This is a genomic window from Pararhizobium sp. (assembly GCF_035497515.1).
Taxonomy (GTDB): domain Bacteria; phylum Pseudomonadota; class Alphaproteobacteria; order Rhizobiales; family Rhizobiaceae; genus Pararhizobium.
Genome location: NZ_DATJDJ010000088.1, coordinates 1 through 13,824 on the forward strand (window position 1 = coordinate 1; position 13,824 = coordinate 13,824).

Sequence of the window (13,824 nt, forward strand, 5' to 3'; positions counted from 1 at the left end):
CTCGTTCAGACGCAGATCCGTCGTCACCACCGCCGGCAGCTTGATCTCGATCGTCTGCAACCCGCCATCGACTTCGCGCGTCACCGTCGCCTTGTCGGCGCCAAGCTCGACCTTGGAGGCAAACGTGCCCTGCGCCCAGCCGAGCAGTGCCGACAGCATCTGTCCGGTCTGGTTCGAATCGTCATCGATCGCCTGCTTGCCGACGATGATCAGGCCCGGTTGCTCGGCGTCCGCCACGCCCTTGATGATCTTGGCGACCGCCAGGGGCTCGACCTGATCCTCGGTTTCCACCAGGATCGCCCGGTCGGCGCCCATGGCCAGCGCCGTGCGCAGCGTCTCCTCGGCCTTGGCCGGACCGACCGAAACCACCACGACCTCGTCCGCCTTGCCCGCTTCCCTCAGCCGCAACGCCTCCTCGACCGAAATCTCGTCGAACGGGTTCATCGACATCTTCACATTGGCAAGCTCGACACCGGACCCATCCGACTTCACACGGATCTTCACGTTGTAGTCGACGACACGCTTGACGGTGACCAGGATTTTCATTGTTCAGGCTTCCTCTTTTTGGCTTTCCCGGTCACATGCGTCCGCGCAGCGCCTGCGGGTCGTAGGGAGATTCTTCCAGCACGCGCGCCTTGCGCATCTCGCCGAGGATCGGAACCTCCAGTTCCGTTCCTGGCAAGCCGAGTTCGGGAGGCAGGAGCGCAAAGGCGACATCATGGCCGAGCGTATAGGCATAGCTGCCCGAGGTTATGCGCCCTACCAGCTTGCCCTCGTGATAGACGCCCTCATAGATCAGCGAGCTTGCACCGTCGACATCAATCGCGATCGTGACGGAACGCTGTTTGATGCCCTCTTCCTTTTGGCGGACGAGCGCGTCCTTGCCGATGAACTCACCCTTGTCCAGCCGGATGAAGCGATCGAGATTGCTTTCCCAGGCCGTGAGTTCCGGGTTCATGTCGCGGTACATGGCGCGATAGGATTTTTCGAGCCGCAGCGATTCCAGCGCATGCAGACCGATCAGTTTCAGACCATGCGCCTCACCGGCCGCGAGCAATGCTTCCAACAGGTGCCGCTGGTAGGGAAGCGGATGGTAGAGTTCCCAGCCCAGTTCGCCTTCATAATTGACGCGCAGCAGGCGAACATCGGTGGCAAGGCCGACAGTTCCGGATTTGACGCCGAACCACGGGAAAGCCTCGTTGGACAGATCGACCTCGGTAAGCTGCTGCAGCACCTCGCGCGCCTTGGGGCCGACGAGTGTGAAGCAACCGCGCTCGTTGGTGACATTGCGTAAGTGCACGCTACCATCCTTGGGTAACAGCTTTGATAGGTCGTCAAAGTTCCAGCGCTCCGCCCGCGGCGTCGAGATGAGGTAGAACATGCCATTTTCCAGACGCGAGACGACATATTCCGCTTGGACGCCACCGTTCTTCGTCAGGTGATGGCTGAGGTTGACGCGGCCGGCCTTCGGTAGACGATTGGCGAGGATCCCGTCGAGCCAGGCTTGCGCGCCCTCACCCGAGACTTCGAACTTTGTCATCGGCGTCATTTCGACGAGGCCGACGGCATTGCGCACCGCCCGCACTTCATCGGCCACGTAATGGCCCTTCTGGGTCCAGCGCCAGCTATACTGGTCCTTCGCCTCGATACCTTCCGGCGCAAACCAGTTCGGCATTTCCCAGCCGTTGAGAACGCCCCAGACGGCGCCACGCTTGGTGAGGATATCATAAGAGGGTGCTGTTTTCTGCGGGCGGGCGGCCGGCATGTACTGGCCCGGATAGTGAAGCTCGGCGTGGGTGCCCCAGCTTTCCTTGACCTTACGGCGCGTCCATTCCTTGTTGGCATAGTCGCCAAAGCGGCGTGGATCGAGTTCCGACGTATCCAGGCTGTTGGCACCCTCGACGATGCGCTCGGAGAGATAATAGCCGATCGCGCCACCCCAGAGGATACCGCCCGGAACGCCTTCCGCGATCCAGACATTCTCCAGACCCCATGCGGGGCCGACCAGCGGGAGTTCATCGGCCGTCATCTGGAAGGGGCCCCGTACGTTGGCCTTGATGCCGACGCGGCCTAGCGCCGGAACCATCTCCATGGCGGCTTCCCAGTTCCAGGCAACCGCGTCGAAATCCTCCTCGACCAGATCGGCGCCGAACCACTCCGGCACGCCGTTCTCGGCGAATAGCTTCAGGTGCTCGGTCTTTTCATAGGGGCCGAACATCAGCCCGTCGCCTTCCTCGCGCAGGTAGCCTTCGAAACCTTCGTCGCGCAGGATCGGCATTTCCGGCAAGCCCTGGCGCTTTCGCTCCACGATCTCCGGCACGGCATCGGTGATCCAGTATTGATGAAGAATGGGGATCGCCGGGATTTCGAGACCGAGCATCGCACCGGTCTGGCGGGCATAATTGCCGGTAGCCGAGATGATGTGCTCGCAGATGATGTCGCCGTTATTGGTGATGATCTTCCATTCGCCACCGGGCAGACGCTCGAAACCCTTGACCTCGGTGTTCAGGTAAATCTTCGCGCCACGATCACGCGCGCCTTTTGCCATAGCCTGGGTTACGTCGGCGGGCGCAATATGGCCGTCGTCAGGATGATAGAGCGCAGCCAGCATATCCTTGTTGTTTTCAAGCAGCGGCCAGAGCGCGCGTGCTTCCTGCGGCGTCACCAGTTCCGCGCGGATGCCCTGCACGGCAGCAACGCTCATATAGCTCTTGTATTCATCCAGCCGGTCGCGGGTGTTTGCGATGCGCAACTGGCCGCATTTGTGCCAACCGACATGCTGCCCGGTTTCTGCTTCCAGCCCCTCGTAGATCTCGATGGTCTTTGAGATCATCCGGCCAATATTGATGCTGCGCGCATAGGACGGGATGAGACCGGCGGCATGCCATGTCGAGCCGGCCGTGAGTTGCGTGCGTTCCAAAAGGGCGACATCGGTCCAGCCGCGTTTGGCGAGACCGTACAATATGGCGGCGCCGACACAACCACCGCCGATGACAACGGCGCGAGCATGAGTTTGCATGAAAAGTTCCCTCGAATTGGTTTGTCCCAACACTACAAACGCCGAAGGCTGTTGTAATCTTGCTAAAAATTCCAGAACGGCATAACTTCAGATTATGCACCGGCTTCGTTCACTCATCCCCTCCGCCAACTACCTCTTCTGCTTCGAGGCTGCTGCCCGCAGGCGCAGCTTCACGGCAGCGGCGCAGGAACTTAACGTCAGCCAACCTGCGGTCAGCAAGACGATTCGGCTGTTGGAGGAGGCTACGGGTTTGAAGCTTTTCCGCCGCGATCACACGCGACTGGAACTGACGGCAGATGGCCAGCGGCTTTACAACGAGGTCCAAGAGACATTCGACCATCTGCACATGGTCATCTCGTCCCTGCAGAAAAAGCATTCGAGCGATGTGGTGCGGGTGTCCTTCTCCGCATCGTTCGTGCAGCTCTGGCTTCTTCCACGGCTCGGCGATTTCAAGGCCAAACATCCGGATGTCTCGTTGCGCATCGAGGAAAGCAGCCGCGACGATCAAGATCTGGTCGAGGAGGACATCGACCTTTCCGCCCGTCTCGGCAACGGCAAGTGGCCGGGCATCCATTCCTGGCATTTCGTGACAGAAGAGGTGCTCCCGGTCTGCAGTCCGGACTACCTCAAGCGACACGGGCCAATCCATGAGCCCGTCGATCTGCTTCGGCATACGCTTCTGAATTTCGAGGAGCGGCACCGTACGCGCTTGGGCTGGCGCGAATGGCTTGATCGCCAGGCCGTCCCCGTCGCGAAGCTGAAACAGGATTTTGTCTTCACCGACGCACTCGGCTCCATCGAGGCGGCGGTACGGGGCCAGGGCATCGCACTTGGTTGGAAGCATCTGGTGCACGAGCACCTGCAAGCCGGACGGCTGGTCGCTCCGTTCACGGAAACCTATCAATCCGGCCAATCAGTCCATCTCATCATGCCGGCACAGCGCCCGCCGAAAAGAGGCACCGAGCTGTTTCGCGACTGGCTGATGGAGCAGAACGCGGATGCTCACATCCCGGCCTGACCACAGTCAAAAACGCTCGCCGACAACGTGCGCAATCTGCGCACCAGCTTCGTAATAGAGCTCCTTGAGCGGTCGCAAGGCGGGAGCCTTCGGATCAGTCAGCGGAAGCGGCAGCTCCGTCTCACCGATATCGCCGAGCACCAATTGCGCCAGGGTTCGCCCGAAAACCGTGCCGGGTGCGATGCCGCGACCGTTGTAACCGGAAAAGCCGACGACATTTTCGGCGAAACGATGAAAGCGCGGCAAGGCATTGTCCGTCATACCGATCTTGCCGAACCATTCGCACTCGAACTCGACAGGCCCGAGCATCGGGAAAAGGCGCTTCAACGCCCGCTTCGCCCAGGATACATGCACGGCCCGCCCGCTGTTGCGCAGCGCACCGACGCTGCCGAAGACCAGGCGACCGGCCTGATCCATGCGGAAGGAAGAGAGGATTTCCTTCGTATCCCACACGCCCTCGCGTCCCGGCAGGATCACCGCGCGCATGTCTGGCGGCAGAGGATGCGTCGCAAGATTGAAGTAAGGCAGATGAACCTGTTCCTGCCGAACACTTTCCCAAGGTCCTGTGCTGTAGGCATCGGTCGATACGATGATCCAAGGTGCCGTTACGGAGCCGGAAGCGGTCCGTACGGTCCAGTCCGCGCCTGAACGCGCATAGCCCGTCACCCGAGATCCGGTATGGAGGATCGCGCCTGTTGCGAGTGCCGCCCGCGCAAGTCCACGGACATAGGCGAGCGGCTGGAGGGTGCCTGCCCGCATGTCCAGAAGCGATCCGGCATAAGCACGGGTTCCCACCCGCTTTGCCGTCTCGGTCGCATCAAGCAGCGTCACCGGTGCGCCGCGCCGACGCCACTGGACCGCGCGATCGGTGATTTCCTTAAGGCCGGCCTCGCCGACGGCGCAGTGCAATGTACCGTTGCGTTCGAGTTCGCAGGCGATGCCGTGCTTTTCAATTAGCTCCATGACTAGCCTTGGTGCGTTGCCCAGCATGTCGAGCAAGCGTTCGCCATGGACCTCGCCAAGCTCGCCGGGCAGATCATCCGGCATCACCCACATGCCGGCATTGATCAGCCCGACATTGCGACCGGCGCCACCGAAGCCGATCTCTGCGCCCTCGAGAACGATGACGTGCCTTCCCTTTTCCGCGAGATGGAGCGCTGCGGAAATACCCGTGAACCCACCGCCGACGATCACCACATCAGCGCGACAATCCCCCGACAGCGCACCCGTCACCGGTGCTGATGGCGCCGTCTTTTCCCAAAGCCCGTGGGAGCGTGGATCGTTGAGCATTCCCGCATTCCTTTCAGCACGCCTGCCCCCTGCGGCGGCAGATTACATGTTGCCAATGTAGGGCCGACGTGCCGTGCTCTGCTGCACGTAGTTGATCATCGTTATGAAATCGAACACCGGGCGACCGGTGGCCGCCTGTACGGCATGGGCATAGGGCGGCAGGTCGCTGCATTCGAGCAGGATCGACTTGACGTCGGGATGATCGGCAACCAGCTTTCGAGCCACTTCCGTTACCTCCCTCTCGATCGCGGCGGAATTCAGCGTGCCGCGCTCTTCGAGGATGGCTTCGCGAAACTCCCTTTGTCCTTCCATGCCGGCCACCGCCAGCGGCACCTGATCACCGACATTGCAGGCGGCGAAATGGCGCGCGGTCAGCCGCGAGGCATTGGCGGTGATTACGCCCACCCGGCCGCCGCAAAGGGCGTGCATGAAGGGGATCTGCATCAGGCTGGAGAGAAAGACCGGAATATCGACCGCGGCAGCAACCTCCTCCTGAAAATATGCCATGAAGCCGCAGGCGCCGGTGATCGCCTTAACACCCCGGTTCTGCAATTCCACGGCCGCCTCGATAAAGACCTCTTTGAGGGCAGGATCGCGCTGGTTGAGCAACCGGTCGATCGAGGCCCCACGCACCTCCTGAAAGCGTACGGGATAGTTATAGGTCGTCGCATTGCCGACATTGCCCGGCACACATGGATAGGCCGCGTCGAGGATCAGGATACCGATCTGCTCGCCGTACCAGGACTGGGTTTTGCGCGTGACCGTGTAGACAGTCATCGTTGTTCTCTCCGATTTCGATGTCTGGGAGTGTGCGGGGGAGATGATCCCCCGCGATAGCCGATTACTCGACGAGGCGCGGTGCGCCGGTTTCGGCTGCCGTGCCGTCAAGGCCGTAGGACTTGAGGATCGTGACGATCGTGCCGTCGGCGTGCATCTCCGCGATCACGGCATCCAGAGCGACACCAAGTTCCTTGACGTTGAGCGAATAAGGGAAGGCGGCCTGCGCTGCTTCCTTTGTCGCCTTCACGCGATCATCGGCTACCGCGACATTGACCTTAATGTCACCGAGTGCGCCCTTCTGCGCGGCAACGACACCAGTCGAATAACCATCGACGGCCACGTCGATGCGGCCCGCCTTCAGGTCTTGCTGCATGTTGACTGAATTCGGATAGAGTTTCAGGGAGCCGCCCAGCAATGTCTTGAGATCGGCAACCCAAAGATAGCCCTGTACCGTTCCGACCTGCTTGCCTTCGAGATCGGTGACGTTCTTGAAATCTTCCTTCGAATAGATGCCCATCTGGTCGGTATAGAGAGGAGCAGAAAGGTTCATGACCTTCGCGCGCTCGGCCGTGCGATACCAGTCGCCGGTCGTGATATCGGCCTGGCCGGAGAGCACATACTGGATGGCCGCAGCTGGATCGACGGCAACTGCCTTGACCTTCAAGCATTCACGCCTGGCGAATTCGGCAGCGATGTCGCCGTCGATCCCCTTCATATTGCCGCTCTCGTCGATGAACGAATGCGGCGCGTAGGTTGTCACGGCGATCGTCAGTGTCCCGGTTTCGACCGTGGCGAACTGGTGCCGCGGCGTGCAATCCTGCGCGGCGGCAAGCGGCGCCGAGAGGAACAAAGTGGCAATGCCGGCAAAAAGAATTTGCTTGGTGTCGGTCGTCATGGTCATGCAAGAATCCTTTCAAGAGAGGTTCAACGATGGGCGTATAGGCCCGCACGCTTCTCGACGTGATTGACGAGGAGGGCCGCGGGGATAGAAATGGAGGCGTAAAGCGCCCCTGCCGACAGCAGGGCCGGGAAATACCGGAAGGTCGTAGAGCCGATCTCGTAGGCGCGGCTCACCAGTTCCGGCAGCGCAATCGTGAAGCAGAGTGACGTTCCCTGGAAAATGAGGATGGAGAAGCCGAGCAGCGCGGGAAGAGCGACACGCAACCCCTGCGGCAGCAGCACATAACGCAACTCGTCGAACCGGTTGAGACCAAGGGCGACCGCTGCCTCGCGCTGGCCGTGAGCGACCGATTGAAGGCTGGCGCGGATGATCTCGCTGGTGTAGGCGCCGGTGTTCCATGCGAGCGCGATGACCGCGGCCGCATAGGAACCGAGCGTCAGCCCTGTCGTCGGCAGGCCGAAATAGATGAACTGCAACAGCACCAGTGCAGGTGCACCGCGGCCGATCTCGACAAGAAGGAGACTGAGGCCTTTCAGCGCGCGGTTCCTCGCCAGCACGCCGAGCGCCAGGACGAGACCGAAGGGAATGCCGATCATAAGGCTCAGCGCCGTCACCTGCAGACTGATAGACAGCCCACTCAGCAAGTCGGGAAGCCAGGTGATAATTTCCTCCACGGTCGGGAACATCAGCGCGCCACCCTTGCCTGGAGATGGCCGTCTGCAACGCGCGAGAGCCAGGCGATCGGCAGGCTCAGCAGCACATAGAACAGGCCGACCAGCGCAAACACTTCAAGGCCGCGATAGGTCAGTTGCGAAAGCTGGTTGCCCTGATAGGCGAGTTCAGAAACGCCGATGGCGGAGGCGACCGCCGTCTCCTTCATGAGACCGATGAGGTAGCTTGCCGCCGAAGGTAGCGCCACGCGGAGGGCCTGCGGCGCAACGATATCGCGAAAGGTCGACCATCGGCCGAGATCAAGGGCTATCGACGCCTCCCACTGGCCATGATGAATGGATGCGACGGCGCCACGATAGATCTCCGCCATGTTCGCGGCCGCAATCAAGCCGAGCCCCATCAATGCCGCGTTGAAGGGACTGATCGGCATGACACCCATGCCGAGACCGAAGAAAATGATGAAAAGCCAGAGGATGGGCGGAATGGCACGCACGATCTGAATGATGACCATGGCGACAATACGCACCGGCCACAGCTTGCTCTGACGCGCCGCAAGCAGTGGCACGCCAAGGACTGCGCCGATGAGAAACGCGCCGGCCGTCAGGGCGATCGTCCATGTCAGGCCGCGCAGCAAGGGCAAAAGGTCGGTCCCGCTCATCGATCGTGTACCGCCCGCAGAAAGCGCTTCGTCCGCTCCTGTTGCGGATTGCGCATGATATCCCTCGACGGTCCCTGTTCGATGATGTGGCCTTCCGCCATGATCATCACCGTGTCGGAGACATTCTCGGCAAAGCCCATTTCATGAGTGACGACGATCATCGTCATGCCGCTTTCGGCCAGTTCGCGCATGACCGCGAGCACTTCGAGACCGAGTTCGGGATCGAGAGCAGATGTGGGCTCGTCAAACAGCATGATCTCCGGATCAAGCGCCAGTGATCGGGCGATGGCGATGCGCTGCTGCTGACCGCCTGAGCATCGGACCGGAAACTGGTGTGCTTTGTCTGCGAGGCCGACACGCTGCAGAAGCTGCATGGAACGTTCGTCCGCCTGCCTGCGGCTGCGGCCCAGCACCCGTTCCTGCGCCAGGGAAACATTGCGCAGCACCGACATGTGCGGAAACAGATTGAAGGACTGGAAAACCATGCCGACACGCCGGCGAAGGCCGGATAGCTCCGCTCGTGCGACGGGGCGAGCCGCATCGATCGTCGTCGCGCCAATGGTGACCGTGCCGCCATCCGGCGGCTCGAGATAATTTATGCAACGCAGTAGCGTGCTCTTGCCGGAACCGCTTGGACCTATGATGGCGAGGACTTCGCCCGAACGCACTTCGAGGTCGATGCCATCGAGGACCGTGTGACTTCCGTAGTGTTTGCTCAGGGACGAAAGACGAATGAGCACATTGTCGGATGCGGCCATCACGGTTTGCGTCCCGCGTGATCCGATACGCAACCGATCGTCGCCTCCGACATAAAGGATGGCACCATCCATATCATCATGATCCCCATGCAACAGCGGTCCGCACGCCGCCGTTGCGGGCGGTCGTTCGCTTTAGTCGCTTTCGTGTGAGTGGGCCGCCGGAGTTTCCGGTATCGGCCGCGTTCCCGTTGTTATTCCGGGAATGTTAGCATTCCGCCGCTCGCTGAGCAGAGAGAAAAAAATGCAGCGCGGCCAAACCTCAAGTTATGTAGAAACGACAAAAAGTAGGGCAACGGAGTTGATCGCTCCGCCGCCTTTCGCGCTTGACTATATTGAGGCCTTGATTTTCCCAGCGGCCTCCGGGGTCACCCATCCGTTCCAGATCGCCTCGTGCTGACGGAGGAACTCCAGCGCGCCGTCGGCCCCCGTCGCCTGGTTGTCCGTCATCCAGCTCAGCATTTTGCTGACCACGTTATTGTGGATCGCCCGCTTACGCAGATAGTCGATCGGCGGACCGCCCTTCCTGAAGAACTCTCCGGAGACGGCCGTCTCGATCGTATCCGACGGCCAATCGTTCGGCACAGGATCAGGACAATCCCCGACCGTATTGCAGCGCGTCCATTCCTCTTGGTTGAACGGTGCGCCATGACCGAGCTTCACCATCTTGTACTTGCCTAGCAGCGGCGTCGGCGACCAATAGAAGCCCACCCAGCCCTGCTGCTTCTCATAGGCGCGCACGAGAGCGGCATCGAGCGACGCGGCCGTGCCCGACGAGACCAGCTCGAATCCGGCGGCTTCAGCCCTATAGGCCTTGTAATATTGCGCGGTGATCAGCGTTGCCGCCCAACCTTCCGGACCATTGTAGATCGCGCCCTTTGAGGCATCTTCCGGCGCGGGGAAGAGTTCGGGATGCTTCAGCACTTCGGGGATCGAGGTCAGGTTGGGATATTTGTCGACCATATATTGCGGTATCCACCAACCGAGTTGGCCGCCGTCCGGCAAGGAATTGCCGAGCGAAACGATCTTGCCCTCATCCTTGCCGCGCTTCAGGATCTCGGGCAACAGCGCCACCCAGTTTTCAGGCGCAATGTCGGGCTCACCCTTTTCGGCCATGGATGTCATGCTCGGCACGAGATCGCCGGCGACCAGCGTGGCGTTACAGCCATAACCCGCCTCCAGAATGATCTTGTCGATATTGGCCAGAAGTGTCGCCGACTGCCAGTTCATGTCGGCGATGGAGACGTTACCGCAGTCGGCGGCCTGAACGCCGGCGGCTGCGAAGAGAAATGGCAGTGTCATCATAATGCGTTTCATCGGTTCGTTCCCCTTTTTATGAACAATGTATCCAAGTGCCCCGGTCAGGGCGTGTAGACGACGAGCACCGTTGCCCCGGTCGTGCTGCCGGCGGTGTGATTGGTGCCAGCTTCGCGCAGGACGTAATCGCCCGCATTGTAGGTGCGCGTCTGATCGTAAAAGGTGCCGTCCAAGACGAAGATCTGTTCGGTCTGGTCGTGGGCGTGGCTCTCGGCATGGGCGCCGGCATCCACCTTCATCAGAAAGGTCTGCTCGCGCGCTTCCAGACGGTCGTAAAGGCGCTTCAACCAGAAGCCTTCGCTGCCGCCATATTCCCACTCCTGTTTGGATGTCTCGACGGTGTGGAAGGTGGCTACGTCACCATCCTTCATTGCCGCCATGAAGATATCGGTCATGCGCTCGTCTCCAGTTGTTGTCCTGTGAATGAGGGGGTTGGCGCGCGCGCAGGTCAACGGCAGTAAATTTGCCGCCTTGCATAACACTTCGTTATGCGTCTAGGATTTGTCATCAGGAGCAACCCCGCCGTGAGCACATTCAGACGAAACATCCCGTCGCTTTCCGCCCTCGTGACGCTGGAATCGGCTGCCCGCCATCTGAGTTTCACCGAAGCCGCAAAGGAGCTGAACGTCACGCAGCCCGCCGTCAGCCGACAGATCCGGTATCTGGAGAAGAGCCTCGGCTTTCCGCTTTTCGTGCGCCACCACCGCGCGCTTAACCTGACGTCCAAGGGCCGTCAGATGGCAACGGCGCTAACGCAATCGATCGAGCATATCGTCGGGACATGGCAGGATATCCAGGGCAATACGGGGCTCTCGCAGTTGCATGTCTCCGCCTATGTCGCCTTTTCGAACCTGTGGCTTGCGCCGCGTCTCCCGCTCTTTCGCGCCGACAATCCTGAGCTCAGTATCTTCGTCGACACACAGGATCACGATCCGGACCTGCGCCGGACTGATTTCGACCTAGCCCTGCGCTTCGGCGCCGGGCAATGGCCGGATGGCGAGGCGACCTTCCTCTTCCGCGACGAGATCGTCCCGGTGTGCAGTCCCGCCTACCTTCACGACCTGCCAAGGCTGACACAGGCCGACGACCTCAAGCGTCATCGCATCATCGATTACAGCCGCGGCGGCCGCGCCTGGCAAGGCTGGGAAGACTGGACACAGTTTTCCTTCGGCTCTGCGGCCGAGGTGCGCGTCGATACCTATTACAGTTATTACATGGACGCCGTGACGGCGGCCGTAGAGGGCCAGGGGGTCGTGCTCGGCTGGAAAGCAATCATCGAGAAATATCTCGCAAGCGGCGCCCTCGTGCCCATCTCCGAGACCGTCATGACCAGTTCCTCTGCGCACTACGTCGTGACGCCGCGAGGCCGAAGAGACACAGACGTTGTGGCGCGATTCTCAGCGTGGATTGTGGAGGCGTGCGCGCAATACCAAATTGATGGTAAGCGAAGCTCTTGAGCGGAATCGAACCAACGACCCCGTGATTGCAAAAAATCAGCGAGCAGCCAATCACTGAAAAGTCCGGCTCCTGACCCACAGCGTATTAACATGAAGATCGGGAGTTTATCCCGAGCCCGATACTATGCCGAGTCCATTCCCTGAAGCCCGAGATTTCGGGTAGTATTGGATAGTCCGCTCGGCATAATGCGAGAGCTTCTCAAAGGACAAAGGCATGCGCCGCGCGCCATGATCACAGATAAGTTGAGATCCTACGGCGCCGCAAAGCGCGACGTCATCCCCGCGTCGAACATCGTTCGCACAAAGGCCTGAACAACCGGGCGGAGAACTCCCATCAACCGACCCGGCGACGAGAACGGATCATGAAGGGCTTCAAGTCAGCCCGACATCTCCAGCGTTTCGTTTCAATTCATGACCCTGTTTCCAACCTTTTTCACATTCCACGCCACGAGATCTCATCAGACCATCACCGCGAAATGCGAGCCGCCGCCATGCAGATGTGGAATGAGATCGCACGCCTGCGAGCTGCATAAGCAAAACCGACGGGCGAGATTTTTGACAGGTGTCCGTTAAGTTTACGGCGCCGGCGCCATGGTCCGCCCTCGTTTGCTGTTAAGTTTACGATGCCCGGCCGCCATCGTCTTCGAAGTAGCACTTATCTGCCAAGTACCGCTTTGATGGCATCTGCGGCCGCATTGACGACCGTATCGGCCTCTTCGCGGGTCAGGCAGAGCGGCGGGGCGAAACCGAGAATGTCGCCCTGCGGCATGGCGCGGCCGATGACGCCGCGTTCGAGGAGGGCGGCGGAAACCTGCGGGCCGATCTTGCGGGAAGGATCGAAGAAGACGCGGTCATCCTTGTCCTCGATGAATTCCACCGCCGCCATCAGCCCGTCGCCGCGCACGTCGCCAACGTTTTTGTGGTCCGCCACGGCCTTTGCCAGTTCGGAACGGAAATAGGCGCCGGTGGAGCCGGCATTCTCGACAAGCCCGAGTTCATCCACCAGTTCAAGGTTCGCCACGCCGGCGGCCGCGCAGATCGGGTGGGCGGAATAGGTCCAGCCATGGCCGATGGCGCCCATCTGGTCGGATCCTTCCACCAGCACCCGCCACATTTTGTCGGAAACGATCGAGCCGGAAAGCGGCGCATAGGCCGATGTCAGGCCCTTGGCGATGGTGATCAGGTCCGGCTTCATGCCGTAATGATCGGAGCCGAACATCGAACCCAGGCGCCCGAAGCCGGTGACGACTTCGTCGGCGACCAGCAGGATGTCGTATTTATCGAGAACGGCTTGAATCTTCTGCCAGTAGCCCTGCGGCGGCGGAATGATGCCGCCGGTGCCAAGGATCGGCTCACCGATGAAGGCGGCGATCGTATCGGGTCCTTCGGCAAGGATCATCTCTTCCAACTTGTCGGCGCAATGCTGGGAGAACTGTTCCTCGCTCTGCCCGCGATCGGCGCGGCGGTAGTAATAGGGTGCTTCCGTATGAAGGATCGGCGCGCGCGGCAGGTCGAACAGGTTGTGAAAGAGGTCTAGGCCGGTCAGTGAGCCCGTCATGACGCCGGAGCCGTGGTAGCCGCGCCAGCGCGAAATGATCTTCTTCTTTTCCGGGCGGCCGAGGATATTGTTGTAGTACCAGATCAGCTTGATGTTGGTCTCGTTGGCATCCGAGCCGGAGAGGCCGAAATAGACCCTGGACATGCCTTCCGGTGCGCGATCGATGATCATCTTCGAAAGCGTGATCGAGGCCTCGGTGCCATGGCCGACATAGGCATGGTAGTAGGCAAGGTTCTTGGCCTGCTCGGCGATCGCATCGGAAATCTTCTGGCGCCCATAGCCGACATTGACGCAGTAGAGCCCAGCAAAGGCGTCGAGGCTGGTGCGGCCGTTGGTATCGGTGATGTAGACGCCTTCGCCACCAGCGATGATGCGCGTCGGCGTTTCGCCGCGCGCGTG

The 13,824-nt window shown here is 60.6% G+C and carries 13 protein-coding genes and 1 pseudogene; 3 read left to right on the top strand and 11 right to left on the bottom strand.

The window, feature by feature from the left end; all coding sequences use genetic code 11:
• Together VL202_RS09480 and VL202_RS09485 are read right to left on the bottom strand one after the other, a co-directional pair.
• Positions 1–546, bottom strand: a 546-nt coding sequence (locus VL202_RS09480; protein ID WP_325463878.1) for an electron transfer flavoprotein subunit beta/FixA family protein, incomplete at its 3' end; no start/stop codon positions are given.
• Positions 547–577: 31 nt separating this feature from the next.
• Entirely contained in the window at positions 578–3,019 is a 2,442-nt protein-coding gene (locus VL202_RS09485; protein ID WP_325463879.1) for an FAD-dependent oxidoreductase, read from the bottom strand.
• 94 nt (positions 3,020–3,113) lie between these two features.
• Between VL202_RS09485 and VL202_RS09490 the strand changes: the two genes are divergently transcribed.
• Positions 3,114–4,037: a LysR substrate-binding domain-containing protein gene (locus VL202_RS09490; protein ID WP_325463880.1), complete on the top strand. Its 924-nt coding sequence runs from the start codon at positions 3,114–3,116 to the stop codon at positions 4,035–4,037.
• 6 nt (positions 4,038–4,043) lie between these two features.
• Here VL202_RS09490 and VL202_RS09495 read toward each other — a convergent pair whose 3' ends face one another.
• From VL202_RS09495 to VL202_RS09530, 8 genes are all read right to left on the bottom strand, one after another.
• The gene (locus tag VL202_RS09495) at positions 4,044–5,327 is read right to left on the bottom strand and encodes an FAD-binding oxidoreductase (RefSeq protein WP_325463881.1); all 1,284 of its coding nucleotides are present in this window, start codon (positions 5,325–5,327) and stop codon (positions 4,044–4,046) included.
• Between the two features lie 42 nt (positions 5,328–5,369).
• Positions 5,370–6,104 carry an aspartate/glutamate racemase family protein gene (locus VL202_RS09500; RefSeq protein WP_325463882.1) on the bottom strand — a complete coding sequence of 245 codons (735 nt, stop codon included), beginning with the start codon at positions 6,102–6,104 and terminating at the stop codon, positions 5,370–5,372.
• Positions 6,105–6,168: 64 nt separating this feature from the next.
• Complete coding sequence (locus VL202_RS09505; RefSeq protein ID WP_325463883.1) at positions 6,169–7,008, bottom strand: transporter substrate-binding domain-containing protein; 840 nt, start codon at positions 7,006–7,008, stop codon at positions 6,169–6,171.
• Positions 7,009–7,031: 23 nt separating this feature from the next.
• On the bottom strand, positions 7,032–7,694 hold the full coding sequence (locus tag VL202_RS09510; RefSeq protein ID WP_325463884.1) for an amino acid ABC transporter permease: 663 nt from the start codon (positions 7,692–7,694) through the stop codon (positions 7,032–7,034).
• Positions 7,694–8,338 (bottom strand): amino acid ABC transporter permease, encoded by a 645-nt coding sequence (locus tag VL202_RS09515; protein ID WP_325463885.1) that lies wholly within the window; start codon positions 8,336–8,338, stop codon positions 7,694–7,696. Before VL202_RS09515 ends, VL202_RS09510 begins: the two co-directional genes overlap by 1 nt.
• A complete protein-coding gene (locus tag VL202_RS09520; protein ID WP_325463890.1) occupies positions 8,335–9,096 on the bottom strand; it encodes an amino acid ABC transporter ATP-binding protein in 762 nt (253 codons plus the stop codon). Before VL202_RS09520 ends, VL202_RS09515 begins: the two co-directional genes overlap by 4 nt.
• Before the next feature lie 327 nt (positions 9,097–9,423).
• A complete protein-coding gene (locus tag VL202_RS09525) occupies positions 9,424–10,410 on the bottom strand; it encodes a glycine betaine ABC transporter substrate-binding protein (protein ID WP_325463886.1) in 987 nt (328 codons plus the stop codon).
• Between the two features lie 44 nt (positions 10,411–10,454).
• Complete coding sequence (locus tag VL202_RS09530; RefSeq protein WP_325463887.1) at positions 10,455–10,805, bottom strand: cupin domain-containing protein; 351 nt, start codon at positions 10,803–10,805, stop codon at positions 10,455–10,457.
• Positions 10,806–10,934: 129 nt separating this feature from the next.
• Between VL202_RS09530 and VL202_RS09535 the strand changes: the two genes are divergently transcribed.
• Both VL202_RS09535 and VL202_RS09540 read left to right on the top strand, forming a co-directional pair.
• Positions 10,935–11,867 (top strand): LysR substrate-binding domain-containing protein, encoded by a 933-nt coding sequence (locus VL202_RS09535; protein ID WP_325463888.1) that lies wholly within the window; start codon positions 10,935–10,937, stop codon positions 11,865–11,867.
• A 183-nt stretch (positions 11,868–12,050) separates the two neighbouring features.
• A pseudogene (locus tag VL202_RS09540) lies at positions 12,051–12,400 on the top strand (DDE-type integrase/transposase/recombinase); the annotation flags it as partial.
• Positions 12,401–12,522: 122 nt separating this feature from the next.
• On the opposite strand, the gene VL202_RS09545 reads toward VL202_RS09540, so the two are convergent.
• On the bottom strand, positions 12,523–13,824 hold a 1,302-nt coding region (locus VL202_RS09545; RefSeq protein ID WP_325463889.1), incomplete at its 5' end, for an aspartate aminotransferase family protein.